26 protein-coding genes and 3 pseudogenes are annotated in these 26589 nt (G+C 43.1%); 14 read left to right on the top strand and 15 right to left on the bottom strand.

Annotation, left to right across the window (positions count from 1 at the left end):
- On the bottom strand, nucleotides 1–140 hold a 140-nt coding region (locus FTU98_RS12055; protein WP_151760684.1), incomplete at its 3' end, for a transposase.
- Nucleotides 141–905: 765 nt separating this feature from the next.
- Here FTU98_RS12055 and FTU98_RS12050 point away from each other — a divergent pair.
- On the top strand, nucleotides 906–1067 hold the full coding sequence (locus tag FTU98_RS12050) for a hypothetical protein (protein WP_002046470.1): 162 nt from the start codon (nucleotides 906–908) through the stop codon (nucleotides 1065–1067).
- 152 nt (nucleotides 1068–1219) lie between these two features.
- On the opposite strand, the gene FTU98_RS12045 is transcribed toward FTU98_RS12050, so the two are convergent.
- Nucleotides 1220–1498 carry a helix-turn-helix domain-containing protein gene (locus tag FTU98_RS12045; protein ID WP_000361155.1) on the bottom strand — a complete coding sequence of 93 codons (279 nt, stop codon included), beginning with the start codon at nucleotides 1496–1498 and terminating at the stop codon, nucleotides 1220–1222.
- Nucleotides 1491–2795 (bottom strand): type II toxin-antitoxin system HipA family toxin, encoded by a 1305-nt coding sequence (locus FTU98_RS12040; protein WP_180051475.1) that lies wholly within the window; start codon nucleotides 2793–2795, stop codon nucleotides 1491–1493. The genes FTU98_RS12045 and FTU98_RS12040 overlap by 8 nt, the downstream gene beginning before the upstream one ends.
- A 216-nt stretch (nucleotides 2796–3011) precedes the next feature.
- Between FTU98_RS12040 and xseA the strand changes: the two genes are divergently transcribed.
- Nucleotides 3012–4280: an exodeoxyribonuclease VII large subunit gene (gene xseA / locus FTU98_RS12035; RefSeq protein WP_180051474.1), complete on the top strand. Its 1269-nt coding sequence runs from the start codon at nucleotides 3012–3014 to the stop codon at nucleotides 4278–4280.
- The gene (xseB, locus tag FTU98_RS12030; protein WP_001058302.1) at nucleotides 4270–4464 is read left to right on the top strand and encodes an exodeoxyribonuclease VII small subunit; all 195 of its coding nucleotides are present in this window, start codon (nucleotides 4270–4272) and stop codon (nucleotides 4462–4464) included. The genes xseA and xseB overlap by 11 nt, the downstream gene beginning before the upstream one ends.
- 253 nt (nucleotides 4465–4717) lie before the next feature.
- Here the strand turns inward: xseB and FTU98_RS12025 are convergent, their stop codons facing one another.
- The 3 genes from FTU98_RS12025 to FTU98_RS12015 form a co-directional block, all read right to left on the bottom strand.
- On the bottom strand, nucleotides 4718–6016 hold the full coding sequence (locus FTU98_RS12025) for a Y-family DNA polymerase (RefSeq protein WP_180051473.1): 1299 nt from the start codon (nucleotides 6014–6016) through the stop codon (nucleotides 4718–4720).
- Entirely contained in the window at nucleotides 6013–6585 is a 573-nt protein-coding gene (locus FTU98_RS12020) for a LexA family transcriptional regulator (protein WP_000193118.1), read from the bottom strand. The genes FTU98_RS12025 and FTU98_RS12020 overlap by 4 nt, the downstream gene beginning before the upstream one ends.
- Nucleotides 6586–7021: 436 nt before the next feature.
- Complete coding sequence (locus tag FTU98_RS12015) at nucleotides 7022–8356, bottom strand: ISNCY family transposase (protein ID WP_103254392.1); 1335 nt, start codon at nucleotides 8354–8356, stop codon at nucleotides 7022–7024.
- Nucleotides 8357–8510: 154 nt separating this feature from the next.
- Between FTU98_RS12015 and FTU98_RS12010 the strand changes: the two genes are divergently transcribed.
- The gene (locus FTU98_RS12010) at nucleotides 8511–9215 is read left to right on the top strand and encodes an IS6-like element IS1008 family transposase (RefSeq protein WP_001067790.1); all 705 of its coding nucleotides are present in this window, start codon (nucleotides 8511–8513) and stop codon (nucleotides 9213–9215) included.
- The gene (locus FTU98_RS12005; RefSeq protein WP_225555928.1) at nucleotides 9185–9955 is read left to right on the top strand and encodes a C45 family peptidase; all 771 of its coding nucleotides are present in this window, start codon (nucleotides 9185–9187) and stop codon (nucleotides 9953–9955) included. Before FTU98_RS12010 ends, FTU98_RS12005 begins: the two co-directional genes overlap by 31 nt.
- Nucleotides 9956–10108: 153 nt before the next feature.
- On the opposite strand, the gene FTU98_RS12000 is transcribed toward FTU98_RS12005, so the two are convergent.
- Nucleotides 10109–10924, bottom strand: a complete 816-nt coding sequence (locus tag FTU98_RS12000) for an aminoglycoside O-phosphotransferase APH(3')-Ia (RefSeq protein ID WP_000018321.1) — start codon at nucleotides 10922–10924, stop codon at nucleotides 10109–10111.
- A 136-nt stretch (nucleotides 10925–11060) separates the two neighbouring features.
- Between FTU98_RS12000 and FTU98_RS14040 the strand changes: the two are divergent.
- A pseudogene (locus FTU98_RS14040) lies at nucleotides 11061–11162 on the top strand (IS5/IS1182 family transposase); the annotation flags it as partial.
- 97 nt (nucleotides 11163–11259) lie between these two features.
- On the opposite strand, the gene FTU98_RS11995 reads toward FTU98_RS14040, so the two are convergent.
- From FTU98_RS11995 to FTU98_RS11970, 6 genes and pseudogenes are all read right to left on the bottom strand, one after another.
- On the bottom strand, nucleotides 11260–12096 hold the full coding sequence (locus tag FTU98_RS11995) for an APH(6)-I family aminoglycoside O-phosphotransferase (protein ID WP_040110386.1): 837 nt from the start codon (nucleotides 12094–12096) through the stop codon (nucleotides 11260–11262).
- The gene (gene aph(3'')-Ib, locus FTU98_RS11990; RefSeq protein WP_001082319.1) at nucleotides 12096–12899 is read right to left on the bottom strand and encodes an aminoglycoside O-phosphotransferase APH(3'')-Ib; all 804 of its coding nucleotides are present in this window, start codon (nucleotides 12897–12899) and stop codon (nucleotides 12096–12098) included. Before aph(3'')-Ib ends, FTU98_RS11995 begins: the two co-directional genes overlap by 1 nt.
- Nucleotides 12900–12964: 65 nt before the next feature.
- Nucleotides 12965–13507: a recombinase family protein gene (locus tag FTU98_RS11985; protein WP_002047003.1), complete on the bottom strand. Its 543-nt coding sequence runs from the start codon at nucleotides 13505–13507 to the stop codon at nucleotides 12965–12967.
- A 45-nt stretch (nucleotides 13508–13552) separates the two neighbouring features.
- Complete coding sequence (gene istB, locus FTU98_RS11980) at nucleotides 13553–14296, bottom strand: IS21-like element helper ATPase IstB (RefSeq protein ID WP_000080426.1); 744 nt, start codon at nucleotides 14294–14296, stop codon at nucleotides 13553–13555.
- Entirely contained in the window at nucleotides 14283–15212 is a 930-nt protein-coding gene (locus FTU98_RS11975; protein WP_079264624.1) for an integrase core domain-containing protein, read from the bottom strand. Before FTU98_RS11975 ends, istB begins: the two co-directional genes overlap by 14 nt.
- Nucleotides 15213–15259: 47 nt before the next feature.
- A pseudogene (locus tag FTU98_RS11970) lies at nucleotides 15260–15965 on the bottom strand (IS6-like element IS1006 family transposase).
- Nucleotides 15966–16142: 177 nt separating this feature from the next.
- Here FTU98_RS11970 and FTU98_RS11965 point away from each other — a divergent pair.
- The 6 genes and pseudogenes from FTU98_RS11965 to FTU98_RS11940 form a co-directional block, all read left to right on the top strand.
- Complete coding sequence (locus FTU98_RS11965; protein ID WP_225530251.1) at nucleotides 16143–16556, top strand: cation efflux protein, CzcI-like; 414 nt, start codon at nucleotides 16143–16145, stop codon at nucleotides 16554–16556.
- A 48-nt stretch (nucleotides 16557–16604) separates the two neighbouring features.
- Nucleotides 16605–17930, top strand: a complete 1326-nt coding sequence (locus FTU98_RS11960; protein WP_035269736.1) for a TolC family protein — start codon at nucleotides 16605–16607, stop codon at nucleotides 17928–17930.
- 1 nt (nucleotide 17931) lies between these two features.
- Nucleotides 17932–19161 (top strand): efflux RND transporter periplasmic adaptor subunit, encoded by a 1230-nt coding sequence (locus FTU98_RS11955; RefSeq protein ID WP_104472702.1) that lies wholly within the window; start codon nucleotides 17932–17934, stop codon nucleotides 19159–19161.
- Nucleotides 19151–22291 carry an efflux RND transporter permease subunit gene (locus tag FTU98_RS11950; RefSeq protein ID WP_167846504.1) on the top strand — a complete coding sequence of 1047 codons (3141 nt, stop codon included), beginning with the start codon at nucleotides 19151–19153 and terminating at the stop codon, nucleotides 22289–22291. Before FTU98_RS11955 ends, FTU98_RS11950 begins: the two co-directional genes overlap by 11 nt.
- 86 nt (nucleotides 22292–22377) lie before the next feature.
- The gene (locus FTU98_RS11945; RefSeq protein ID WP_005028603.1) at nucleotides 22378–23277 is read left to right on the top strand and encodes a cation diffusion facilitator family transporter; all 900 of its coding nucleotides are present in this window, start codon (nucleotides 22378–22380) and stop codon (nucleotides 23275–23277) included.
- 183 nt (nucleotides 23278–23460) lie between these two features.
- Nucleotides 23461–23790, top strand: a pseudogene (locus tag FTU98_RS11940) (recombinase family protein); the annotation flags it as partial.
- Between the two features lie 75 nt (nucleotides 23791–23865).
- Here the strand turns inward: FTU98_RS11940 and FTU98_RS11935 are convergent.
- Both FTU98_RS11935 and FTU98_RS11930 read right to left on the bottom strand, forming a co-directional pair.
- Nucleotides 23866–24354, bottom strand: a complete 489-nt coding sequence (locus tag FTU98_RS11935; RefSeq protein WP_004733307.1) for a GNAT family N-acetyltransferase — start codon at nucleotides 24352–24354, stop codon at nucleotides 23866–23868.
- Nucleotides 24344–24610, bottom strand: a complete 267-nt coding sequence (locus FTU98_RS11930; RefSeq protein ID WP_004733309.1) for a DUF1778 domain-containing protein — start codon at nucleotides 24608–24610, stop codon at nucleotides 24344–24346. Before FTU98_RS11930 ends, FTU98_RS11935 begins: the two co-directional genes overlap by 11 nt.
- 191 nt (nucleotides 24611–24801) lie before the next feature.
- Between FTU98_RS11930 and FTU98_RS11925 the strand changes: the two genes are divergently transcribed.
- Together FTU98_RS11925 and FTU98_RS11920 are read left to right on the top strand one after the other, a co-directional pair.
- The gene (locus FTU98_RS11925; RefSeq protein WP_004733310.1) at nucleotides 24802–25059 is read left to right on the top strand and encodes a helix-turn-helix domain-containing protein; all 258 of its coding nucleotides are present in this window, start codon (nucleotides 24802–24804) and stop codon (nucleotides 25057–25059) included.
- 626 nt (nucleotides 25060–25685) lie between these two features.
- Nucleotides 25686–26186, top strand: a complete 501-nt coding sequence (locus FTU98_RS11920; protein WP_074163995.1) for an META domain-containing protein — start codon at nucleotides 25686–25688, stop codon at nucleotides 26184–26186.
- Nucleotides 26187–26589 lie beyond the last annotated feature (403 nt).

The following is a 26589-nucleotide window of genomic DNA, read 5'->3' as shown; positions in this document are numbered from 1 at the left end:
AATCCATGTTGCAAAGCGACTGAAGCAATTGAAACGTCCGGTGCTTTACAAGCCTGAACGATCTGCTGTTTAAATTCAGCACTGTATGTTCTTCGTTTTTTCGCAAGAGATGCGATGGATGTCTGATGATTTGTAGTCATAAATTTTAGTCCCCACTTGTTTCTAAGTGGGGACTAAATTAAGGCTTATAGGATGAATTCAGAAGGTGTGTTCAGCGGACGCTTACATTTAATCAACTAATATATAATAAATTATTTTTCATATTTAATTTTTAGTATGCTTTATTTTCTGCTTTTTAATCTATTTATGACAATTGTTGCTGTTAATATTTCGAATAATCTTTTTGAAAAGCATCTCTATAAAAGATCGAAGCCCTTTGGAGTTATTTCAAAATTTTGTTTCCCTATACTCTTTGGATTATTAACTTGGGGAACATGTTATATTTTATATCTTATTGTATTTATTGTTTTAAGCATGTCCTTATCTCCATCCGTAGATGGTCGAGCAGGTGGAGCTATATTAATTTATCCAATAATTGCTTTTTTTGTATCTATATACATGGTGCGCCAAAAAATAAAAGAATACGGTTAAATACTTATATAGCATGATGATGTTATTCCCAAGTAGAAATGTCCTATACAGACATTTCCAAGTCAAGCACAGGATTCAGATTTCGTTCTTTGATTACTGTTTTCTGTGCACGTCTGCTTGGCATCTTTTGAGAACGATTGCGTTTATTTTGTTTGTAGGTATTGCAACAGTTCAGAGAGCAATGAAAAAAGACATTTAACATAAAATCTCTTATGTGAAGCAATCTTGTTAGAAACCATTTAAAGTGTCTGTATTCTCACCATTAAAAATGTCTGGTTTATGATGATCTAAATAACTTCTCAGGATATGACTCTATGAACGACACTGAAAATCAAAAAAAACTCCCATTCTCAGAGGATGAATTACTCGAAAATATAGATGAATATAAAGCACATGCAGATGAAATTGCTGTGCTTACAGAAACCGAATTCGATTATTCATATTTCAAACACTCTACTCCATTTTTTCAAAAATAAATTAATTACTGTAGAGACAAAACCCTTGCTACATAAGGTTTTGGAGTCGTTTGTCTAAAAATAATCATAAAACAACCTAGAGCCTGTTTATTTCCTCTTTGTATCCTTAAACGGATAAGATTTTAGAAAAACCGATGGCTCAGAATTAAAAATCATTTAACTTTTATTTGTAATTGTAAACCGAAAGTATCGAGTAATTTCTGCATGGATTTCAAAGTAGGATTGCTCCCTGGTTGCTCCATTTTTTGCAGTGTCTGTGGCGCAATCTTAGTAATTTTAGCCATATCATTCAGTGTTAAATGTAGCTCTGTTCGAATAAATCGAGCAACTTGATAAAAAGACCAGTCTGGATGATTATTGATGGTTTCAAGCACAGATAGTCTTTTTTCCATTTGTTGAATAGGGGTCAATGGTTTAAAACGTTTATCCATGGCTGATCTCCTCCAACTGCTGGCAAATATTGATTATTCGATATTGGCTATTTTCCAGAATTTCATCCGCTACTTGAAGAGCCTGCATCTTTTCTAACAATCCCCGATAAATTGGTAACTGTTCAATTAATAAAGTTTTAATTTCTTGTGGACCAATCGAAGTGCTTTCAGCTATCTGCTCAATCACAGAACTCAAAAGTGGCATACCACCATGATCATCTCTTTCCCAACGAGTAGTACGTGCAATACCATCAGGATGTAACCACATTGGCGCAAAATCAAATAATGGTGTGAGCTGAATTTTACCATTATTGAAGCGTTGGATTGCTGTATTGCGAGTATGGTTATCTTTATTGCCTAAGGCAACATTTGCGAGATCACGCTTCAAATACTCAAATACTTCCTGCTTTGGTTCGGTACAAGCCTCCATAAGCAGGGTACATATTTGATTATGGGTCATTCTAACCCCAAAGCCCGCCTTCCCACCTAGAGATGCAAGGCTTTCCTGAGCAATTCTTTCAACTTTGCCATTAATTACTTTGCGATCAAATCTTGGAATAAACAAAGTCTTGCCATGTAGCTCAAGATCCCGGTGTACACGTAGTTGCAAGTACTGAGCGACTTTCATATACAAAGCTTCGTTCATCAGGATTTTATTCAAATTTTGATCACTGCCGCGGCTAAATTTAACCAACCAATGCTGCTTAACTTGATCATCTGGAAGAGTATGATCTAGATAGAAAAGATCATCATAACCTTGTGTTAACAACAATTTTGGCCACTCACCCTGAATACCAGATGAACCAGCAATAAAAAGTCCATAAGATGCGAGCGATTCAATAAACTTCTCTTTACGTTCAATAATTTGGCTTAGGCTAAATCCCTGATTTTGCAGCTTTGGGAAATGACTCTGTAACCACTCATGAGCCTCTTTGACTCGCAGATTCCCAATTGGATTTCCTGCGCCTGCTTTTAAAAGCGCCCAGTCCGCTTGTTCCTGAACATTCTCAGAAAAATCAAGCTGTCTTAGTAATTCTTTGCGACCGTATCCTTGAGGTAATAGATCCATAAGAAATGCTGGCCAAGTTGATTCCAATCTATTTTGAACGTTCACCGGTAAGTCATAAGCAAGCGCATGACCATCTCTTAGATCCATATATGAAATAGCATATTCGAACAAATATGATGTACGTGTAGCTGCCTGCCATCCAGCATTTTGATCATCCGTAACCTCAACCAAAGCACAGTCATGCCATTCATAGTCTTGGTAGATTTGCAGTGTACAGTATTGCTTCATAATTTTATTAAAATAGTAAAATATAATGATTTTATTGATTATATATCTATTTTAATATAAAAGTATAATTAAACTAAAAATCTCAATGATCACTCTAGGTGTCTAAGAAGAACTTATACATTTCTCAAAATTGCAATAAACTCATCTGATTTGCAGTAGAATTGATCAATATTAGGTTAAATCTCACCTCCTTATATTTTAGCTATCCTTTACATCATGTCAGAACGTCAACAACTCAGCCTTAGTGAATACCTTGCCACTGTACAGGAAGTCATCCATCTGACTTTTGATGGGGCAGTGTGGGTCAAGGCTGAGATCCGTAATTTAAGTATTAAAGGCGGTCACTATTATCTTGAGTTGGCTGAGAAAGATGAAGAAAGCCATAAGGTGATCGCTAGTTGTAAAGGCACCATTTGGAAATTTACGGCACAAAAAATAATTCTAAAGTTTGAACGAGAAAGTGGTATTGAACTGTCGAAAGACCTGAATGTACTGATCAAGGTCAAAGCTAGATTTGATCCGCAATATGGCTTCTCGGTCAATATCGAAGATATCGACTCTAGCTTTACTCTAGGAGACATCGCCAAACGCTATCAGCAGATTCTGCTGCGACTGACTGAGGAAGGCCTGCTCAATAACAATAAACAGTTGCCGGTACCCTTTGATATTCAGAATGTCTTGGTCATTGCACCGGAAAATGCTGCAGGGTTAGGTGACTTTAAAAAAGATGCGGATGCCCTGGCTCAGGCTGGTGTCTGTCATTTCGTTTATCATTCAGCAACTTTTCAGGGTAATACTGCTTCTGCCAGCATCATTCAGGTTTTGGGCCGTGCCTTAAGACAGTGGGCTCAAGATTACTTGATAGCACCAGACCTTATTGTGATCATCCGTGGAGGCGGAGCCGTGAATGACCTAGCTTACCTGAATGATTATGATCTGGCCGCACTGCTGTGTAAAAGAACTGTGCCGATCTGGGTCGGTATTGGCCACGAGAAAGACCGCACTATTTTGGATGAAATTGCACACCGTTCCTTTGATACCCCGAGTAAAGTGATCGCAGGGATCCGTAACCTGATTGTGGAGCGAGTCAATGAAGTTAGTACTGCTTTGCAGACCATCAAGCTACTGTCACAGCACCAGTTGATCACCTACCAGAGCCAGAGTGATCAGTATCTGAAAACTATCAAAACTCTGACACAGAACCAGATCAATGAAGCCCAGCGTAGCGTTGATATGCTTAAAAGTGATACTCAGTATCTTGCTCAACAACAGATTAAACTAGCTTCACAGCAGGTGGAGTCATTGATGAGGGAAACCTTGCTACAGAATCCTCGTAATGTGATGGCCAAGGGCTATGCAATTGTCCGTAGCCAAGGCAAAGCTATCCGTTCCATCCAGCAGATTACTGACCAGGAATTACAGATTGAACTTAAGGATGGCACCATTGATGCCACCGTGACACAGGTAAACGCACATGAACAATGAAGAACTAAGTTTCAAGAAAGGTTATGAAATTCTCAAGAAAAATGCCGAATTTCTTGAATCTCAGGAAGAACCGGATATTGATAACCTTATGGCGATCGTTGAAGAGTCCATGACTGCCTATAAAGCCTGCAAATTACGTATTGATGCTGTGCAACAGGCGTTGAATGACACCTTTAAAGAATAAAAATTCTAGGTCGAGAAAAGTCTAGAATGTTCTAGAAATAAAGGACATGAGATGGTGAAAACTGACAGTTAACCCAATAAATTTGCTTGAGCAGAGTTTTATTACTAACCACCTTTTCCTCGAGAGGTGTTACATGGATCCCAAACAACATACTTACGTTGTTAAATGGTTGACTGAGGATCAAGCCTGTGTCGGCTTATGTGTCGAGTTCTTCATTAAGCTGACTTAAACCAAATAGGTGAGGCTAATGAATTTAATGGCCGATCTTTAATAATCCCTGCCAGCTAAAATAGTTCTGGGTCAAATGAGTACGGTTCATTGACCACTTTCGTTGTGGTAAGTAGCAGCTGCCAACAGCTAATTTAGTTTTCCCATATCTCGCCTTTACCGCTTCTAAAGTCTGCATGAGGCTTTCATTACTTTCACGCTGGCTGTGGTCTGTCAGCAGGTCAGGAGTAAAGCGCTGCTTAGCAATTAAATCCGTCAGAATTACACCACACTTTTTATATTTCACGTCAGATTTATAAATGTGTTCCAGCAGTTGCATGGCTGTTTTAATCAGATCCAAAACACAATCCGTCGGTTCAGGAAACTCAAAAGCCAACGATTTACTGTAATAGGGAACCTTTGAATCAAAAGGATTCGATTGCACAAAAGCAATGACACATCCACATAAGGAAGCGTCTGCTCGTAAACGTATGACTGCATCCTGTACATATTTGCCCATAGCCTCTTTGAGATCATCTAGCTCGGTAACTTTTTCACCAAATGAACGACTTGCTATGATTTGCTGTTTGGGGGGAGGGGCATCATCTAACTGCATACAAGAAACACCTTGCAGCTCCAATACTGTTCTTTGCATTACCACAGAAAAAAGGCTCGCCATGCGATGAGCATCTTGCATCACTAAATCTAGCACCGAATAGATTCCCATGGCATTTAGTTTTTTAACTAACTTACGACCAACGCCCCAAACTTCACCGACCTCAATGTCTGAATAAAGCATTTCCTGATCTAGGAAATCCATATTGAGTAAGTTACACACACCCTTGAAACCCTGTCTTTTTTTGGCAAGATGGTTGGCCATTTTGGCTTCGGTTTTACTACGACCGATACCAATCGAGACGGGTAAGCCAATCCAATCCAACAATCGTTGTTTCATGTGATGCGCATACTGAGTTAAGTCAAAATTTTGTGCATAACTGGTCAGGTCTAAAAAACACTCATCAATTGAATAGATTTCCTGTTCATGTGGCGCAACAAAACTAGCCAAAATTGAATGAAAACGCTTGGACATTTCAGCATATAAAGCATAGTTACTGGATAACACCACGACCTGATGTTGCTGAACAATATCTTGTATTTGAAAGAGAGGAACGCTCATTTTGATGCCCAGCGCTTTGGCTTCATTACTTCTTGCCACAGCACAGCCATCGTTATTGCTGAGAACAATGACAGGTTTGTTGTTTAGACTGGGATTAAATACCCGCTCACAACTGACATAACAGTTGTTAATATCAATCAGGGCATAAATCCGCTCGTAACTGCTCATCTGAACTTCTTGATCACACTGGTAACCACACCCCAAATCAGCATGGTTTGATTATCTTTCAAATAGATATCAGCAAAATCAGGATTAGCCGCCTGCAACCAGCATTGATTACCCTCAATCATTAAACGTTTAATCGTAAAATCATTGTCTATCAATGCCAGAACAATATCCCCATGCTTGGCTTCAATACTACGGTCAACGATTAGCTTGTCATTCAGATCAATCCCTGCATCACGCATGGATAAGGATTCCACTTCAACGATAAAGGTTGCCTGTTGGTTTTGAATAAGAAACTCGTTTAGATCAAGGGTCTTATCGATATAGTCCTGAGCAGGGGAAGGGAAGCCTGCAGCAACTTTTTGCAAAGCAACAGGAATCTCATAATGTGTTTTTGTCTCAAGCAATGTAATAGAGGAAATATCGTTAAACTTTGGAGTGTCATTTTTTTTCAGGTATTTCTTGATTTCCAATACACGAGACTCTGGCACCCGAATGACCTTGGTCGGTTCGTTATAGACAAAAGGACGGCCAGAACCTTTGCGTGCACCACCATGCTTATTTTGCGTCATTTTTATTATCAATCTTGATTATGTAACATAATTAAGATTATAGAAAACTCAGAATATAAAAACAAGATTGTCCGTTCTTTAATAAAGTATTATCCCAAATCTTGGGATTGCCATGATATTAGCAAAGCCACAAGATCAGTCAGACGACACAATAAAGATTGTCTAATCCTTGATCGTAGAGACTTTATATTTGAAGCAACAGAAGACCTAAAGGGCTTTACTGGTATCCATTGATTGTTCAGCAACATTAAATAAAACCGTGGAACATTGATTAAAGAATAGGCGTGGAACGTGAAAAATCATAAAAAAAGCCCACTCGAGGGTGAGTGGGCTGTAAACTAGGTGTTAGCATACTGAATTATAACACAATTTAAAAAGCTGTTGTTATTCACCAATTAAAATGTCTATGCGATAAACCATTTAAAATGTCCTGTTTTTAACTGCAAGAGTCAAGAACAGGATTTAAATTTCTTTGTTCATTGCTAGCTTTCTGAGCTTTACGACTCGGCATACTTTTCTTGGCACGGGAACGTTTATTCTGTTTTTCCAACTCTTCATGCTGTTGTTGGATATGGGCCAGAACTGCGCCTAACCGTTTATTCTCAACCACTTCATTCTGCTGCAGTCCAGTCAGTTTATTGAAGATACTGTAGTTGATCTTCCGTCCTTCATACATGATCGCAACAGTGCCATCCGGGTACTCCAGAAATGAAATGTATTGTCCAACTAATTTCTGGTTCAATTCAGTCGGTTCAAGCATATAAATACATTTGTCATACGTCAGGGTTAGATTCTTGGTGACCTTACGTGGTTCCTGCCAGGTAAAAATATCATCCAGTTCAAGATCAGATTCGGTTAATGGTCGATGTAAATTCTTTGAGTTACGCGCACACTTGGCGAACTTCTGATTGAACTGCTCAATGAAGCAGGGTAGCCAAGCATTGGCTTCAGCAATCGAACTGATGCCTTCCAGACGCATCTCTTTGATCAGACGATCCTGAAGTGTCCTGTTAGCACGTTCCACACGTCCTTTGGCCTGTGGTGAGTTGGCAAAAATAATATCGATGTTTAACTCATTCAGAATCCGCCCAAATTGCGTGATCTTGCTGTCTTGGCTCGATTTCTGATTCACTCGGAATACTGAGTGTTTATCGCTATAAAAGGCCAAAGGCTTGCCATATTGCTTAATGTAGGCTCTCGTGGAAAGCATATAGTCGAAGGTCGTTTCAGCCTCACAAAAGCGCAGATGCAACAGCTTTCCAGTGGCGTCATCGATATAAACCAGCAAACAGCATTTGGCGGATCGTCCTTCAAACCAGTCATGATAGGAGCCATCAATCTGGATCAGTTCACCGAAGCAATCACGGTTATATCTAGGCTGATATGGACGTTTCAGACGCTTGGATCGCGGAATCCAGAGCTCATTGGCAGTCATCCAGCGACGAACTGTTTCCACAGGAATATTCAGCTCAAACATGCTGCTGAGCTTCTCATGCGCCAAGGTGGGCCCAAAGCCCAGCAGATGTTCAGAAATAATGGAAAGGCACTTTGCTTTTAACAAGTCATCATGGCGACGATGGCCAGGTTGACCACGACTGGCATGAGCCAGACCTGAAACACCATCTTGATTGAGCTTCTGCAATAACCGGGTAATTTGACGGGTGGAAAGATTCAGGATTTCAGCAGCACGGACTTGGGTAATACGATGATCTCGAACGTCTTGCAGAACCGCAAGACGTTGAATTTCTTTGTCAGACATAGTGATCAGCATCTATATTTCATATCCAGTCCATGATGGTTAAATCATCATAAACTAGACATTTTTATTGGTGAGAATACAGACACTTTAAATGGGTTCTAACGGCACTGTTGCAAATAGGCTGACATGATAAGCTAAATATCTTATTTATTTCGAGATACAGCAGATGAATCCCTTCCATGGTCGGCACTTTCAAGGTGAAATCATTCTTTGGGCTGTTCGTTGGTATTGTAAATATGGCATCAGCTATCGTGAACTTCAAGAAATGCTCGCTGAACGGGGTGTGAATGTTGACCACACCACAATTTATCGTTGGGTTCAGCGTTATGCTCCAGAAATGGAAAAACGCTTACGCTGGTATTGGCGTAATCCTACAGATTTACATTCATGGCATATGGATGAGACTTATATCAAAGTGAAGGGGCGATGGACTTACCTGTATCGTGCAGTTGATCAACGTGGTCATACGATTGACTTTTACCTTTCCGCTAGACGGAACAGTAAATCAGCCTATTGTTTTTTAGGAAAAATCTTCAATACGGTGAAAAAATGGCAAATTCCACGGGTCATCAATACAGATAAAGCAGCGACCTATGGCCATGCTTTATCACGGTTAAAGCGAGAAGGAAAATGTCCAGTAGATATTGAGCACAGGCAGATTAAGTATAAAAATAATGTCATTGAATGTGATCATGGTAAGTTAAAGCGGATCATCAGGGCCACATTAGGATTCAAATCTATGAAGACGGCTTATGCCACAATTAAAGGTATTGAAGTCATGCGTGCACTACGTAAAGGACAAGCATCGTCATTTTATTATGGTCAGCCTCAAGGTGAAGTGTGTCTAATCAACAGGGTTTTCGGTCTCTAAGCACTTTTAAAAAGGAACTTCATCGAATCAAATCTCTATTTGCAACAGTGCCTAATGAAGACGGTTTTCCTCAGTTACGGGATGAATGCTTGCTGGCTACCATTACTCCGAGTCGCGGTCTGAGCTTTACGAGTTTTGCCTATCCGGGGTCGATTTGCGGCCACACCTTTGCGGTAAATGAAAAAGGTATCGTTAACACGGTGAATAACATCCGTGCAGTGTATCGTCCGCAGGGATTACCGCGTCAGATCCTGGCTCGCGCCTCGCTGAATGCGAACACCCTCGACGAGGCCATCACTATACTTACCGGCCAGCCGCGATCCGGGGCGTTTCACCATACGCTCGGGCAGCTGGGCGATGCGCGGCTGTTCAGCGTTGAGGCCACCGGTCAAGGCTGTTCCGTTCTACCCCTGACGACGGTAACCGGGCATGCCAACCATCTGGTGCATGCGGCACTGGCTGGCGTTGAGCAGATCGTTACCGACAGTTCAGCGTCGCGGCAGTTACGCCTCGTGCAGTGGCGGGAAACGCAACCTCCGTTTGACGCCGCGGCGGCAAAAACCATTCTCTCAGATACCCATGACGCAGAACTGCCAATTTACCGGCTGGCTGCCGACGATCCGGATGAGGAGAACACCCTCGCCACGGCAGTTTTCACCCTCGATGCCAACCACGTCAGGTGGCAAATTTTCGACATTAACCGCGACGATGCTAAATTTCATGGAGAAGTGCGTGGGTGAAATAGCCGGTCGTCAGTCATAAAGGGCAGGGGAGTACCGTTGGCCCGGCGTTCGATAGTACCGTCCGGATACTGCCAGATATCGGCGTCCAGGGAGATGTCCTGAAGCGCGGTGTCCGGAATTTCAGGTTTGTGTCTCTACAAAGACTAACTATCAGAAAAACTCATCGAGCATCAAATGAAACTGCAATTTATTCATATCAGGATTATCAATACCATATTTTTGAAAAAGCCGTTTCTGTAATGAAGGAGAAAATTCACCGAGGCAGTTCCATAGGATGGCAAGATCCTGGTATCGGTCTGCGATTCCGACTCGTCCAACATCAATACAACCTATTAATTTCCCCTCGTCAAAAATAAGGTTATCAAGTGAGAAATCACCATGAGTGACGACTGAATCCGGTGAGAATGGCAAAAGCTTATGCATTTCTTTCCAGACTTGTTCAACAGGCCAGCCATTACGCTCGTCATCAAAATCACTCGCATCAACCAAACCGTTATTCATTCGTGATTGCGCCTGAGCGAGACGAAATACGCGATCGCTGTTAAAAGGACAATTACTAACAGGAATCGAATGCAACCGGCGCAGGAACGCTGCCAGCGCATCAACAATATTTTCACCTGAATCAGGATATTCTTCTAATACCTGGAATGCTGTTTTCCCGGGGAGCGCAGTGGTGAGTAACCATGCATCATCAGGAGTACGGATAAAATGCTTGATGGTCGGAAGAGGCATAAATGCCGTCAGCCAGTTTAGTCTGACCATCTCATCTGTAACATCATTGGCAACGCTACCTTTGCCATGTTTCAGAAACAACTCTGGCGCATCGGGCTTCCCATACAATCGATAGATTGTCGCACCTGATTGCCCGACATTATCGCGAGCCCATTTATACCCATATAAATCAGCATCCAGGTTGGAATTTAATCGCGGCCTCGAGCAAGACGTTTCCCGTTGAATATGGCTCATAACACCCCTTGTATTACTGTTTATGTAAGCAGACAGTTTTATTGTTCATGATGATATATTTTTATCTTGTGCAATGTAACATCAGAGATTTTGAGACACAACGTGGATTTGTTGAATAAATCGAACTTTTGCTGAGTTGAAGGATCAGATCACGCATCTTCCCGACAACGCAGACCGTTCCGTGGCAAAGCAAAAGTTCAAAATCACCAACTGGCCCACCTACAATAAAGGGGTCGTTTGCGGGAGAGGGCGAAATCCTACGCTAAGGCTTTGGCCAACGATATTCTCCGGTAAGATTGATGTGTTCCCAGGGGATAGGAGAAGTCGCTTGATATCTAGTATGACGTCTGTCGCACCTGCTTGATCGCGGCCGCGATAGCTAGATCGCGTTGCTCCTCTTCTCCATCCGCGTTCCAAGCTGCGGAAAGGCACCCATAAGCGTACGCCTGGTCGAGCAGGCGACGCGGATCGACGTCCAGCGCACGAGAGAATGCGTCCGCCATCTGTGCAATGCGTCTAGGATCGAGACAAAGGTCGTCTCTGTCAGCCGGATCGTAGAACATATTGGCGGCGCCAAAGCCCACTTCACCGACCAGACCGACGGGATCTATCACCAGCCAGCCGCGACTGGAGAACATGATGTTTTCATGATGCAGATCGCCATGTAGCCCACGCAGTTCCGAGGCATTGCTCATCATTTGATCGGCTATAATCGCCGCGTGGACGTAGTCAGTTTGACAACCTGCGTTTTGATCATCGCGCGCCCGCTGAAACAAAGCTGCAAAGCGATCCCGGATCGGGAGAAGGGCAGAAGGCAGGGGTTCCTCAGATGCGGCATACAGCTTCGCCATTAGTTCCGCTGCAATTTCGGTCGCCTGGTAGTCGCCGTGCTCGGCAACGATGTGAGAGAGCATTCGCTCCCCGGCATATTCGAGCAACATCAGATTGTTCTCACGACCGAGCAACCGGACTGCTCCCCTCCCATTGCGCCATACCAGATAGTCGGCCCCGCGCAGTTCATCAGCAATGTCTTCTATAGGTTTCAATCCCTTGACGATTGCAGGAGTCCCGTCTGGCAATGAAACTTTCCAAACGAGGCTGGAAAAGGTGTCCGCAATGAGAACAGGTTGCGAAACGTGCCAATGAGCAGGAAAAACAGGCGACATGAACATCAACCCCAAGTCAGAGGGTCCAATCGCAGATAGAAGGCAAGGCGTTCGCGGTCGGGGGCTTCGATCCCCAATACATTGAATAGGACAGCGAAGGCGCGCTCTGCTTCATCTGGCGCTGCCCAGTTCTCTTCGGCGTTAGCAATCATGAGTGCCAAATCGGCATAGCGATCTGCTGTTCCGAGCCGCCCAAGGTCGATCAGACCCGTGCATTGAAGAGTTTTAGGGTCCACCATGAAGTTCGGCATGCAGGGATCACCATGGCAAACAACCATATCGGTGCGCTCTTGGTCGAGCCGCACCGGTAGCTCTCGTTCGACACGAGCCAAAAGATCGAGCTGCGGCGTACTCTTGTCCTCGTCCGGTAAGAAGTCGGGATTGACGGCATTGCGGGACACCACATCAACGGCGCGTCCGAACATTCGCGACAGCCTGCGCTCAAACGGACATTGATCAACCGATAGGCTGTGAACAGCGCCAAGTTGCTGCCCCATTGACGGCCACGCTTTGAGCAAATCCGCTCCAGACAGATCAGCCGCCGGTACTCCCGGAATTGCCGTTATCACCAAGCATGCACCCTCCTGTTCCTCCTGCCAGTTGATCACCTCGGGGCAAGCCACACCTCGACCTTTGAGCCAAATGAGGCGGTCACGCTCTCCAGCGAGCTCACCGCGGCGGGAAGCAGGTGCGATTTTCGCGAAGGCATGCCCGTCACCACGTCGAAAAACAAAATCACCAGATTCTCCGCCTCTGACAGGCAACCAGTCAGAATGCGATTCACCAAAAAAAATATTAGTTCGATTCAATGGAGGTTCCTTCAGTTTTCTGATGAAGCGCGGAGGTGGCTCAACCTGCGAAAAGAAACGAGTTGCTACGTAAGTCCGAGAACATGCTTTCCATGGTCTCTGAGCTCGCCTTTGGGACCGACATATCGGTAGAGAGTGACGCGCTCGATGCCGAGTTCCTTGCAGAGATCGGAAACTGAAGTATCGCGCTGGGCCATGGCGGCTTGCGCGAGACGCACCTGAGCTTTGGTGAGCGCGAATTTTCGTCCGCCCTTGCGACCGCGCGCTCTCGCGGAGGCGAGACCCGCCATGGTGCGCTCTCGGATCAGATCCCGCTCGAACTCGGCCAAGGTGGCGAAGATTCCGAACACCATGCGACCGGACGCAGTCGTGGTGTCGATCTGAGCGCCCTTTCCAGTCAGAACCCGCAGGCCGATCTTGCGGTCTGACAGCTCCTTCACCGTGTTGACCAGATGGGCAAGCGATCGTCCGAGGCGATCGAGCTTCCAGACCACCAGCACATCGCCGTCACGCAATGACTTGAGGCAGGCAGTCAAGCCAGGGCGATCATCACGACCGCCGGAAGCAAGATCATCATAGATATTGTCCCGTTCGATGTCAATGGCCATTATTTTTGACCCACTTTTGGCCAATAAAATTGACCCACCTGTTGTTTACTGACAGGCCGTTTTTTGCCTCAATCGGTAGCTTTCGCCACCGAGCATAAAGATGTTGGAATGGTGAATAACGCGGTCAATGATCGGGATGGCCACGTTGTCATGGTGGAAGAACTCGCCCCAGTCCGTGAAGTCTTTATTCGTGGTCAGAATGATAGACCGGTACTCATAGAGCGCGTTGACCAACTGGAACAGGTTAAAACGGCCCTGTGACGTCATCGGCAAGTAGCCGAGCTCATCAACGATCAGCACATCAAATTTACTCAACTGGTTGATGCGTTTCTTGAGCTCGCCTTTCATTTCGGCCAATTCCAGATCCTCAACCAGGTCAAGCGCACTACGGAACAAGACCTTGTAGCCGGCCTGGATCGCTTTTTGGCCAATCCCAATGGCCAAGTGGGTCTTGCCTACGCCTGGCGGGCCAATGAACACGATATTCTCGCGATTGTCGATAAACCCGAAGTCCAGCAGTGCATTGACCTGACGCTTGGTAATGGTCGTCTGGTGCCGGTAGTCAAAGTCCTCCAGGTGTTTCTCCAGCGGGAAACCCGCTTGGCGATGGTGGCGGTTGATGCGCGTGCGGGTGCGCTCGGCAATCTCGTGCTCAGCCAGCAACTGGGCAAAGCTCAGGTGGGACAAGTCATTGTCTTGGGCCTGGGAAACCAACGCGACAAGATCACGGCCGATGGCGCTCAGACTCAGGCTGCGGTACTGGGTGCTGGTTTGTTCAAGCTGACTCATGGGTCACCTCCTGGCCAACCGGGTGGCCAACACGGGCGTAAGCCCCAAGATCAAGCGGTGTAGGTCGCTGCCTGCCCGGTCCGCAAGGCGGCACGGTACGTCCTCGCTGCTGGGCTTGCTGGGTGGCCTCCAGGTAGCGCTTGAGCCGACTGGCGGTCAGTTCGTGACGTTGTGACAGTTCGGTGATCAGGTCCGCATCCACCTCGCGATGTTCTTCCAGTAACCCGCGCACGGCCACGAGCTGATCCTTGTAAATACGTGGGGATGTGCGTTTAAGCACCGCGCATAGGGCCGTTGCCGTTTGAAGCGGTATCAGCGTACCAATAGCGTGCTCCAGGTCAGCAATCCGCTGGGCGTGGTTCCGGTAGTGGTGACTGTTCTTGACGATCCGGCCTCGCTCGGAACAGATCTCATGCACGGCAATCGTGTCACCCGTTTCCAGGTCGGTAACCGTCAGGTCATTGCCGTGCTCGGCCACCCCCACATTGGCCTGTTGCCAGGCCATGGGCACGGAGTACTTGTTCGACTTCCAGGAGATCAGGCCCGTCTTGTCGGCGCGTCGAGTCTGAGTGCAGGACACCGGCGTCACCAGACTGGCCGGTGACAGATAGGGGCGCATGTGCTGGCGCTCGTGGTGCTCAAAGTAGTCGCGCGGTACCCACCCGGTTGTTGCATGGGTGCGTGCATTGGCGACTGTCTCGAGCCAGTGTTGCACATGCTGTCGCAACGCCTGTTCGCTGGCAAACTCCTCGCCGTACAGGCAGTCCTGCTTGACGTACTTCACGCCGGATTCGACCTTGCCTTTACTTTGAGGATCGTACCCTTCACAGGCATAAATCCTGAATCCTGCGGTCGTGGCAAACGCATGAAAGCGCTGATTGACGGTCAGCTCACGGTACTGCTCGCTGAGCGGCACTGTTGCAAATAGAGATTTGAGTCGATGATGTTCCCTTTAAAAAGTACTTAGAGACCGAAAACCCTGTTGATTAGACACACTTCACCCTGAGGCTGACCATAATAAAATGACGATGCTTGTCCTTTACGTAGTGCACGCATGACTTCAATACCTTTAATTGTGGCATAAGCCGTCTTCATAGATTTGAATCCTAATGTGGCCCTGATGATCCGCTTTAGCTTGCCATGATCACATTCAATCACGTTATTTTTATACTTAATCTGCCTGTGCTCAAGGTCTGGTGGACATTTACCTTCCCGTTTTAATCGTGATAAAGCACGTCCATATGTGGGTGCTTTATCCGTGTTGATCACTTGTGGAATTTGCCACTTCTTCACATTTATTTAAAATTTTTCCAAGAAAACAATATGCTGATTTGGTATTACGTCTAGAAGAAAGATAAAAATCAATGGTATCGCCACGTTGATCGACTGCACGATACAGATAAGACCATCGTCCATTCACTTTTACATAGGTTTCATCAATATGCCACGAGCTCAGATCTGTAGGATTACGCCAATACCAGCGTAAACGTTTTTCTATTTCAGGAGCATAACGTTGAACCCAACGGTAAATAGTCGTGTGATCAACATTCACACCCCGTTCGGCCAGCATTTCCTGCAGTTCACGATAGCTAATGCCATATTTACAATACCAGCGCACAGCCCAAAGAATGATTTCGCCCTGAAAATGCCGACCATGGAAAGGATTCATATGCTGCACCTTTAGCTAAAACAGTCTTCAGCTTACCATTCGTGGTTATTTGCAACAGTGCCAATTTGCAAAAGTGCCGGCTATTCAGTGTTCATTGAATGTTTAATTTAATTTATTAAGCTTGACCTTGGAGTGGCTCTAAGCCTTATACTTGGTACAAATTTTTCGATTGTTATGATGATGCGTTCTACTACATGGATTACAGTCTTGGTTGGATTGTTCATGTTCCAAAGCTTTTGGAATGTGGCGGCGGCCTTTTGTGTCCATGAACAACAGCCTCAATCACAGCAGAGTTATCATTTTGGTCATCACCAAAATACCTTGTGTGCCAGCGATAGTCGTCAACACGATCATAATGGACAGTCAGAAAACATAAAAACATTCAGTAGCGATTTAGAAATCGGTGAAGATCATCAAGATCATCTACCATCGATGACGCATTTGATTGTACAAAATGAAAAAGTAGATGTGTTTCACCCAAGCTCTGAAGTTAAAGTGAATCCACAATTTCATTGGAAAAACAGCTATCAGGCTCCTGACCTGTTTCAACAAAGCCCACCTCCCGAATTTTCCCCGCTCATGGTGGGGTAGCCTAAAACATTCCCACCACTTTTATTATTTAAATAAGTGGGAAAAATCATGTCTTCACAATCAATTATACTCTTGCGTCATAGCTTGGTTGCTTGTATATGTGCAGCGGCTATGCAATATAGCTATGCTGAAAACGTTACCAGCTTTGAATCCGCTTTAGCAAAAGTACAAAGTTACCAGACTCAAGACAAGCTGTGGCAACAAGTTCAGCAAATATCTGAATTGAATATTCAGCAAAGTCGGTTATGGCAGAATCCAAGTATAAGTTTAGAACAGTCTGGCTTTGGCTCAGGTCAAGAACAGGAATTCAATGTTGGCGTTAGTCAACCTCTAGATCTATTTGGTCAGCGTAAGCTGAACCGGGTGATTGCCAATACCTCGAATCAACAAATCCAATTGCAACAGCAATTATGGAAGGCACAAAGCCAACTGATTGTTAAATTTGCATGGTCGCAATTTGCACTTGCTGAGGTTGAGCAGTCTGCTTATTCAGTACAGTTAAAAACAAGTAAAGCCAATCTGGACAGTGCCCAGAAACGCTATCAGGCAGGCAGTATTGCCCTGGTTGATTTTGAGCGTACCCAAATTGAAGCGCTAGAAATCCAACGACTTTATCAGCAAGCGATGCTGAATAAACAAGCTGCCGGTCGTCAGCTGTCTAATTTGTGGGGGGGAGAAACATCTTCACATCTTCAATTGAATAAAACCGCTATCCCTTGGCCAGAGCAAAGTCTCCAAACTGTGCAACGGTATATTGCTGAAGGGTGGCTAGAAAAATTCTATGCCTTGAACATTCAGCAATCGGATCATCAAATTGAAAATTTAAGAATTCAGGCACGTCCCAATCCGACTTTAAATGTAGGCATGAAACGTAGCAAAACCCCTAATGAAAGCAACGATACGACTTTGGCAATCGGCGTGGCTATTCCACTGAATATTTTCAACCGCCAGCAATATGCGATCCCGATGGTCCAGCAACAGCAAATATTGCTGAACCAACAGCAGCAGCGTGAGCTGAAGCAACAAATACTCAATATTGCCAACAGCATGCATCAGCTCAAAGGTTTACGTAGCCAGTTCGATGCCACAACAGCACAAGTTACTTTGGCGACCAAAGTTCAGAGCCGTACTTTACAAGGGTTTCAGGCAGGGAAACTGTCCATTACCGACGTTCAACAAGCAACCACCCAACTGCAGAATCTTCGATTGGGTCAATTACAAATTCTACGTCAAGCTTGGCAAACTGCCCTCGCAGCTGAGGCACTCAGTATTGGCACAAGTTATGAAGAAATTAGCCGTTCGGATGCCTATACACAACTGAATAAAAAGGCAGTCGAAGCATCGCAAAATTTAATCAATGGGGGAGCACGATAAAATGAACGCCAAGCAAAACGGAAAAATATCCCAGTCTCTCATGATTGCAATTTTGATTCTGATTACGGTCTTGGTCAGTCTGGTTATTTGGTTAAGTTCAAAAAAAACTGAATCTGAGGGGCATGGTCATGATGAGGGAAATGCCGAACATTCTGATGAAGATAGTTCTGAAGAAGGACATGCTGAAGAAGGCGAAATACAACTGACCAGCCAACAAATGGTTGAACAAGGTTTAAAAGTTGCTGTTGCATCCACAGGATTGGTTGAAAAGCTGACAACCCTGCCAGGTAAATTGGTGGTGAATACCGATCAACAAGCGCATATATCGCCTAATTTTAGTGGTCATGTCGAGCAGGTCAATGTGGCTTTAGGACAGAGCGTGCAAAAAGGACAAACGCTGGCTGTACTAATCGTGCCTGAACTGATCGACCAACAGGCAAATCTGCGTATGGCACAGGTGAATCTGGATTTGGCCCGTAAAGATTACCAGCGCGAACAGCAACTCTGGTCACAGGGGATTTCTGCCAAACAGGATTACCAGCGTGCCGAAAATGCCTACCGTCAAGCGCAGATTACTGTCCAGTCCTCACAAGCACGTTTAAATGCATTAGGTGCAAGTGGCAATAACAATGGGCGTTTTCTGATTAAAGCACCGATCTCTGGGGTGATCAGTCAAAAAGATATTGTGGTCGGTGAAAATGTGCAACTGGCTAATCAGCTCTTTGTCATTGAACAGCTGAAAGATTTATGGCTTGAGTTTAATTTGCCGAATCAATTCTCAGGTCAACTGCAAGCCGGGCAAAAAATTGACTTTAAAGTGAATGATTCAGATCAAATCTATAAAGCTACTGTACAAAGCTTAACCTCTCATGCAGATGTACAAACAGGGCGTCTGGTGGTGCGCGCAAAACTCGATGCGCAAGCTACTGAGTTGCGTTCTAATGTGTTAGTGAGAGTGTTGATTCCGGAAGCTACAGCAAAATCAGCCCTTCGGATTCAAAAGTCTGCGCTGCAAAGTATTGAAGGTGAAGACAGTATTTTCATCGTAGATTCAGAACAAAAAGGTCAAGTCCACTTAAAAGCACAGAAAGTGCAATTGGGGCAGGCTTCAAGTGATGGACAATGGCTTGAAGTGATTTCTGGGCTGACTGAAGGGCAGAAGTATATCGCTCAAGGCAGTTTCTTGTTGAAATCTGAATTAGAAAAAGACGAGGCAGGCCATGAACATTAATTCTGATCTGCCAAAACCAGAAGGTTTATTCGAACGAATCATTCAGTTTTCCATACAAAATGCGATTTGGGTGTTGCTCTTTGTCTGTACCTGGATTGCGGTCGGGGTGTATAGCTATCAGAAACTCCCGATTGATGCTGTACCCGATATTACCAATACCCAAGTCCAGATTAATACTCAAGCCAAGGGTTTTACTGCGCTTGAAGTCGAACAGCGGATTACCTATCCCATTGAAAATGCCATGGCTGGCATTCCGGATCTGGAGCTTACCCGTTCCATATCCCGTTATGGACTCTCTCAAGTCACCATTGTCTTTAAAGATGGGACTGATATTTATTGGGCCCGTCAGCAGATTAACCAACGGATACAGGAGGCGCAATCTGAGTTGCCTGCACAAATCGCACCGACGATGTCCCCCGTTTCTACGGGTCTCGGTGAGATTTATCAATGGGTACTGAAGGCAGATCCGAATGCGAAAAAGCCGGATGGAACTGCATACACGCCGATGGATTTGCGTGAGATTCAGGACTGGATTGTGCGTCCTCAACTGCAACGTGTTAAGGGAGTTGCAGAGGTCAACAGTATTGGTGGTTTTGAAAAAACCTATGTGGTCTCTCCCGATTTAAACCGGATGCAGCAACTGAATATCTCATTAGAACAACTGCAACAGGCTTTAGCGCAAAATAATGAGAACCGAGGTGCAGGTTATATTGAAGACAATGGTCAGCAACTGACGGTACGTGTACCGGGTACATTCAATGGGCTTTCTGATATTGAGAACACCATGCTGGGTAGCCCAAATGGCAGCCCAATTCGGGTTGGTGATATTGCGCAAGTCTCTATTGGGCATGATTTAAGAACCGGTGGGGCAACCTATAACGGCAAAGAAACCGTTTTAGGGATTGCCATGATGGCGATGGGTGGAAATAGCCGGACTGTTTCTAAAGCTGTGGATGCCAAGCTTCAAGATATTCAGAATAGTTTGCCTAAAGGGGTAGTGATTGAAACGGTGTACGACCGTACTACCTTGGTTGAGAAGGCGATTAAAACCGTTCAGAAAAACTTGGTAGAGGGAGCAATCCTGGTCATCATCATTCTGTTCCTGTTTTTAGGGAATATCCGTGCTGCCTTGATTACTGCCTGTGTCATTCCACTCTCTATGCTGTTTACCTTAACCGGGATGGCACAGAAAAATATCAGTGCCAATCTGATGAGTTTAGGTGCACTCGATTTCGGCATCATTGTCGATGGTGCTGTGGTGATTGTCGAAAACTGTATCCGGCGTTTAGCCCATACACAGCAACTGTTAAAACGACCTCTCACACAAAGTGAACGCTTTAAGGAAGTTTTTCTGGCTGCCCGCCAAGCACGTCGTCCTCTTATTTTTGGTCAGCTTATTATTTTGGTGGTGTATTTGCCGATTTTTGCTTTAAGTGGTGTAGAAGCAAAACTATTTCATCCGATGGCTTTAACCGTTGTTCTCGCACTGGTGGCAGCTATTATTTTATCGATCACCTTTGTGCCCGCTGCAGTTGCTTTATGGGTTAAAGGGGAGATCAAAGAAACGGAAAGCCGTTGGATGATCTGGCTCAAAACCCGATATCAACAGATATTGGATGGAGCCTATCATTACAAAGCGGTGGTTTTAACTTTTGCCATTTGTCTCCTGGTCATTACGGGTCTGCTCAGCACGAAGATTGGCAGTGAGTTTGCACCCCAGCTGAGTGAAGGTGATTTTGCGGTACAGCAATTACGTTCTCCAAGCACAGGCTTGGAAGAGTCTTTACGTATTCAGGAAAATACCGAAAAGCTTTTACTGAAAAACTTTCCCGAAATTAAAGCTATATTTGCCCGTACCGGGACTGCTGAAGTGGCGACAGATGTGATGCCACCGAATATTTCCGATGGTTATATCATGCTGAAACCACGTGAGGAATGGCCAGATTCAAAAGAAAGCCTAGATGCACTTCGAACCCGAATGGAAGCTTATCTTGCGACAATTCCCGGCAATAACAGTGAGTTTTCTCAGCCTATTGAGCTACGTTTTAATGAACTGATTTCAGGTATACGCAGTGATGTGGGGGTGAAGGTTTTTGGTGATGACATGCAGGTTTTGAATACTGAGGCTGCAAAAATCGCGAAAATCATTCAGCAAGTCGCAGGTAGCAGTGCGGTGAAAGTTGAACAAACTTCGGGTCTGCCTTTACTCAATGTAGAGATTGATAAAGCTTTAGCTGCCCAGTATGGCTTGAGTGTGAAATCTATTCAGGATGTGGTGGCTGCAAGTATTGGTGGACAAAGCGTGGGAGAGATTTTAGAAGGCGATCGTCGTTTTGATTTTGTTATCCGTCTTGGAGAGCAAGACCGTAGTGTCGCATCTGTTTCCCAGTTACCTATTCAGCTTCCAAATGGTGGCAGTATTTTATTGTCGGATGTCGCGCAAGTCTCGACCATTGAAGGAATCAACCAAGTCAGTCGAGAAAATGGTAAACGCCGAGTTGTGGTTACAACGAATGTTGAAGAGCGTGATTTAGGGTCTTTTGTTTCTGATGTACAGACACAGCTCAAAGCATACACTTTGCCAAGTGGTTATTGGATAGAATATGGCGGTCAGTTTGAAAATTTGGCTTCAGCCAAAGCACGGATGCAAATCGTGATTCCACTGGCTTTAATCACTATCTTTATTTTACTGATGGCGGTCTTTCACAATGTCAAAGAAAGTCTATTGGTCTTTACCGGGGTACCCTTTGCCTTGACCGGTGGTGTGCTGTTCCTTTGGCTAAGGGATATTCCATTATCGATGTCAGCTGGAATTGGCTTTATTGCCTTATCTGGTGTTGCAGTCCTCAATGGACTGGTAATGCTGACCTTTATTAAGGAATTAAGGGACAAATATCCAGTGCATAAAGCCGTGTGGCAAGGGGCTATTTTGCGCTTAAGACCAGTGTTGATGACAGCTTGTGTGGCTTCACTGGGTTTTGTACCAATGGCGCTGGCAACCGGAACAGGGGCTGAGGTTCAACGGCCACTGGCAACCGTAGTGATTGGCGGGATTATCTCTTCAACATTACTAACTTTGGTGCTGTTACCCGTGCTTTATCGTTGGATAAATGAAAAGAAAGTTTCTTAATCCAATAGATTAGTCGATTTACAGCAGAGATATTGGCTGTTATCCAATATCTCTGCTCATCATAAATAGAATAAGGAAAATATTTTATGTCAGAACATCATGATCATAGCCATGCGGTTGTTACTGAAGAAAATAGTAAGAAGTTAATGGTTGCCTTAGGTTTAACGACTACTTTTTTAATAGTAGAAGTTGTCGCTGCTTTTATTACCCAAAGTTTGGCTTTGTTATCTGATGCAGCTCATATGTTTACTGATGTAGCCGCTTTAGCTATTGCTCTTGCCGCTATCAAAATTGGTAAAAAAGCCGCAGATGATAAAAGAACTTTTGGCTATCAGCGATTTGAAATTTTAGCGGCTCTGTTTAATGCGGTGATGCTTTTTGTGGTAGCAATATATATTGTATATGAAGCTTATCAACGTTTTACGAATCCTGCTGAAATTCAAAGTGTTGGAATGATGATTGTCGCGGTCATTGGTTTGGTCATAAATTTGATTTCAATGAAAATCCTTTCTGCTAGTGCTGAAGGAAGTCTAAATATAAAAGGTGCATATTTAGAAGTTCTTAGTGATGCTCTAGGATCGATAGGCGTGATTATCGGAGGAATAGTTATTTATTTTACCCAGTGGATGTGGGTTGATACCGTAATCGCTGTGTTAATTGGCTTCTGGGTCTTACCTCGAACTTGGATTTTATTAAAACAAAGTATTCATATTCTGCTTGAAGGAGTTCCTGATGAGATTGATATTGAGTCGTTAAGAAATGATTTATTGAAGCTAGAGGGCGTTGAAGGGATTCATCAGTTGAAAGTCTGGGCTATATCCTCAAGAAATATTCATTTAACTGCTCATTTGGTTGCTCCGAATAGCAATACAGATCAACTCTATCAAAAGGCCTTAGAAGTTCTAAAACATAATCATAATATTACTGAAATTACGTTACAAATAGAAAATACGAAATGTAATACATTGAACCAACATAAACACTAATTTGGACTTTAGTCTTCATATAGATGTTTTGTGTAACTTTAAAGTATACCCTAAAGTTACACTGTGAAAGCTGTAAAATACATGTCTCATTTAAATGAAATTCATACATACGTTACATGTAACTTTTAAGATTAAGATTCATTAGTTACAATAAGCAGAAATAGTCATCTAGTAGATAACAATATGAAAGGTCATAAAGTTGGATATGTCAGAGTCAGCTCTATTGACCAAAATATTGGACGCCAACTTGAGGGAATTGAAGTAGACCGATTATTTGTCGATAAAGCTTCAGGAAAAAATACAGCCCGTCCTAAATTTCAGGAAATGCTCAGCTATGTCCGTGAAGGTGACATGATTGTTGTGCACTCTATGGATCGCTTCGCTAGGAGTCTTAAAGATTTAGTGACTGAGGTTGATCAGCTTGTAAAAAGGGGAGTGGCTATTCAGTTTGTGAAAGAGAATATTACATTTACGGCTCAGGCCACCCCGATGGATAATTTGATGTTGCAACTTGCAGATTATTGGATAAATCAGCCACTAATTCCTGTAAGCAGTTTACCAGTCACTCCTATTGCTAGTAGACCACTTTCAATTGAAACTAGGTATTTCACTCACTGGGTATATTAATGTTAATGGATTTGATGTTAATGAAATAAAGCCGAAACGCTGATAAAACTCCATCGCTTTTTTATCTTTAGCATGTATTACAACAAAATTAACACCAATAATTTGAGCAACTGTTGAAACTTGTTTAAGAGCATGGGCTAAAAGCACTTTCCCAATTCCTCGCCCCTGAACGGTTTGATCAACGGCAAAGCGACCTACAACTACACAAGGGAGCGGATAACGAGGTAATCGTTTAGTAAGCACAGTATCAACTACATCAAATCCTATGGATGTGCTGGATAAACAATAAAACCCTCTCACTTGTAGATCATCATCAATAGCAACATACGTTTTACTTGTTCCTGATTTCTGATGTTGGGATGCATACTGTTTTATGAATTTATTTAAATCATCTTGCCCGCAATTAAATGATTTTTTCTGATGATGGGCTTGTAAAACCTCAATTTTCATCTAATAAACTCATTAATTTTTTCATCTCATCATTTGCAGGGCGTGGGTTCTCAAGTATGTTCATTAACATATCTCGATCAGCATTATTTACTTTTAACTCATAATTAGATTTAAGTAATTCTTTTGCTCTTTCAAATGAGGATTGAAGCATAAAGGAACTTACACTGAGTCCCAATAAATTCGCAGCTTGTTCAATTACATTTTTTGCATCTACTGTTGAACGAATATTAATTCGTTCCGTTGCTAAGTTAGTCATATCCCACCCAACAAGTACATCAATTTGATGTACAAATTATAGCAGATTAAGATTGTGCTTCAAGATTCAAATTTGGATATTTTGTTTTGAATTATTTGAATAGAAAATCAATGGCCTACTACTATCCAAAATGAGTGGCAGGATTTGAATAAGAATAACTGGTAGGTTTACATAAGAATACTCAGCAACTTATGGGGGCTTTTGCCCAATTTGAACGAGAGATTATTTTAGAGCGCCAAAAAGAAGGGATTAAGATTGCAGCGGCTCAAGGTAAATATAAAGGTCGAGTCCATAAGTTAAATCAAGAGCAGGCTGAAGCTTTACGACACGCCTGGAAAGAAGGGAAATATCCATCGAAAGTCGATTTAGCTAAAGCTTTTGGTATTAGCAGACAGGCTGTCTATCGCTATTTGAAAAATGAAAATGTCATCGATAGACTTTATATTTGAAGCAACAGAAGACCTAAAGGGCTTTACTGGTATCCATTGATTGTTCAGCAACATTAAATAAAACCGTGGAACATTGATCAAAGAATAGGCGTGGAACGTGAACAATCATAAAAAAAGCCCATTCGAGGGTGAGTGGGCTATAAAACTGAAATCAACACATTGAATTATAACACAATTTAAAAAGTATTGCGTATAAGGTGTATTATGTTAATTTTAGAATCTCTTAGAAATGATTCACTTAATCTATAACCATTCTTTAATAATTAATACATTTATCCTAGAAAGATGAGTGCCCTAAAAGTGTAAAAAAATAGTCACAAAAATTTCAAAATAGCTCGATATTATTTAAATAAAATTTATACTAATACTTGATGTTGTATAAGCAAATATAGCTAATTACTTAAGTTAGCAGTACAAAACTTTATAAAATGGTGTTTTACAGAAATATTTACATTCTATAGCCTTTAGAATTTAGCTATAGCACCACAAAGTAGATGTATTTTTTGAAAATTTAATTAGATCAAGGAAAAATCATGAGAATAAATAAAATTAAAGATCATCAAAAGCGATTATTCTACTGATGAACTCTATAAAGAGGGTTACTCATTATTATACGGACAATAACGATGACTAGAATATTTATACTGATGTTCGTCGTTGGACTTTTGAGCGCTTGTCATAAGCCTTCATCAGCCGATCAGTCCAAGATACAAGAATTACAAGTGATGTCCTTTAGTGAGCAGACCTTGGCGCAATTTTCTTGGGAATTAATCGAGGCAACAAATGCTAATAGTGAACGTATAGATTCATTATTTCTGGCTTCAAAACCTGACCAACCTATCACGCTAAAATTTGCAGAAAAGATGCTGTATATTGGGAATTTGTTTTGTAATATAAATTCGATTGGTATTCATTTTAAGGGCAATCATTTATATGCTGAACAACCAATTGTTGCCACAATGATGGGCTGTCCTGATGATATCAACTTACGTGAAAGTACGATGATAGATATTCTGGTGAATGCTCCCACATTATATCTTCAATCTCGTAAGGGGCAGGCACAACTGCTTATAGAAACACAAAAAAAAGAGAAATTGATTTTTAAAGGTGTTCAAGTCAACAAGTAGTCTAAATTCTTGCAGTACACTGATGAAAATCATAAGGTAAAGTTAGATATGAGGAAGCCCAATCATTTAGTTGGGCTTCTTTGTTTAAATATCATTTTAAGAGCCGGTAACTTATTTTCTGTAAGTTCCCTTTTACTATTTTTCTTTTGAGTATTTTATTAATCTAATTCTTTTACGCACTCAATAAGTATTACCACTATACCAACTCTTAGAAAGAGCTTTGAATTCCCTATTTAACATAATTAATGTTATACGCAATCTAACTGTAACTCCAAAAGGCTTTGTTGCATAAACATTCAAAAGCCGAATTTTCCCCAAGCCGTTCAAATTTAAGTGACAACTCGGGTATGCGGTCTACCTAATTCCGTGAATTTATTTAATACTGCTACACGTGCATGTATTT

The sequence above is a fragment of the Acinetobacter sp. YH12211 genome, assembly GCF_013418015.1.
Taxonomy (GTDB): Bacteria; Pseudomonadota; Gammaproteobacteria; order Pseudomonadales; family Moraxellaceae; genus Acinetobacter; species Acinetobacter towneri.
Note: the sequence above shows the minus strand (reverse complement) of the source record. Positions and strands in the feature narration are given on the sequence as shown.

What these genes read in the sequence shown, in the direction of transcription:
- FTU98_RS11955 (WP_104472702.1), top strand. Translation starts at nt 17,932, where the DNA reads ATGAACGCCAAGCAAAACGGAAAAATATCCCAGTCTCTCATGATTGCA.
- FTU98_RS12040 (WP_180051475.1), bottom strand. Translation starts at nt 2,795, where the DNA reads ATGAAGCAATACTGTACACTGCAAATCTACCAAGACTATGAATGGCAT.
- FTU98_RS12025 (WP_180051473.1), bottom strand. Translation starts at nt 6,016, where the DNA reads ATGAGCAGTTACGAGCGGATTTATGCCCTGATTGATATTAACAACTGT.
- FTU98_RS12020 (WP_000193118.1), bottom strand. Translation starts at nt 6,585, where the DNA reads ATGACGCAAAATAAGCATGGTGGTGCACGCAAAGGTTCTGGCCGTCCT.
- FTU98_RS11995 (WP_040110386.1), bottom strand. Translation starts at nt 12,096, where the DNA reads ATGTTCATGTCGCCTGTTTTTCCTGCTCATTGGCACGTTTCGCAACCT.
- FTU98_RS11950 (WP_167846504.1), top strand. Translation starts at nt 19,151, where the DNA reads ATGAACATTAATTCTGATCTGCCAAAACCAGAAGGTTTATTCGAACGA.
- FTU98_RS12015 (WP_103254392.1), bottom strand. Translation starts at nt 8,356, where the DNA reads ATGCTGATCACTATGTCTGACAAAGAAATTCAACGTCTTGCGGTTCTG.
- FTU98_RS12000 (WP_000018321.1), bottom strand. Translation starts at nt 10,924, where the DNA reads ATGAGCCATATTCAACGGGAAACGTCTTGCTCGAGGCCGCGATTAAAT.
- FTU98_RS11920 (WP_074163995.1), top strand. Translation starts at nt 25,686, where the DNA reads ATGACTAGAATATTTATACTGATGTTCGTCGTTGGACTTTTGAGCGCT.
- FTU98_RS11935 (WP_004733307.1), bottom strand. Translation starts at nt 24,354, where the DNA reads ATGAAAATTGAGGTTTTACAAGCCCATCATCAGAAAAAATCATTTAAT.
- FTU98_RS11960 (WP_035269736.1), top strand. Translation starts at nt 16,605, where the DNA reads ATGTCTTCACAATCAATTATACTCTTGCGTCATAGCTTGGTTGCTTGT.
- FTU98_RS11945 (WP_005028603.1), top strand. Translation starts at nt 22,378, where the DNA reads ATGTCAGAACATCATGATCATAGCCATGCGGTTGTTACTGAAGAAAAT.
- FTU98_RS11925 (WP_004733310.1), top strand. Translation starts at nt 24,802, where the DNA reads ATGGGGGCTTTTGCCCAATTTGAACGAGAGATTATTTTAGAGCGCCAA.
- xseA (WP_180051474.1), top strand. Translation starts at nt 3,012, where the DNA reads ATGTCAGAACGTCAACAACTCAGCCTTAGTGAATACCTTGCCACTGTA.
- FTU98_RS11965 (WP_225530251.1), top strand. Translation starts at nt 16,143, where the DNA reads ATGATGCGTTCTACTACATGGATTACAGTCTTGGTTGGATTGTTCATG.
- istB (WP_000080426.1), bottom strand. Translation starts at nt 14,296, where the DNA reads ATGAGTCAGCTTGAACAAACCAGCACCCAGTACCGCAGCCTGAGTCTG.
- xseB (WP_001058302.1), top strand. Translation starts at nt 4,270, where the DNA reads ATGAACAATGAAGAACTAAGTTTCAAGAAAGGTTATGAAATTCTCAAG.
- FTU98_RS11985 (WP_002047003.1), bottom strand. Translation starts at nt 13,507, where the DNA reads ATGGCCATTGACATCGAACGGGACAATATCTATGATGATCTTGCTTCC.
- FTU98_RS12045 (WP_000361155.1), bottom strand. Translation starts at nt 1,498, where the DNA reads ATGGATAAACGTTTTAAACCATTGACCCCTATTCAACAAATGGAAAAA.
- FTU98_RS12010 (WP_001067790.1), top strand. Translation starts at nt 8,511, where the DNA reads ATGAATCCCTTCCATGGTCGGCACTTTCAAGGTGAAATCATTCTTTGG.
- FTU98_RS11930 (WP_004733309.1), bottom strand. Translation starts at nt 24,610, where the DNA reads ATGACTAACTTAGCAACGGAACGAATTAATATTCGTTCAACAGTAGAT.
- FTU98_RS12050 (WP_002046470.1), top strand. Translation starts at nt 906, where the DNA reads ATGAACGACACTGAAAATCAAAAAAAACTCCCATTCTCAGAGGATGAA.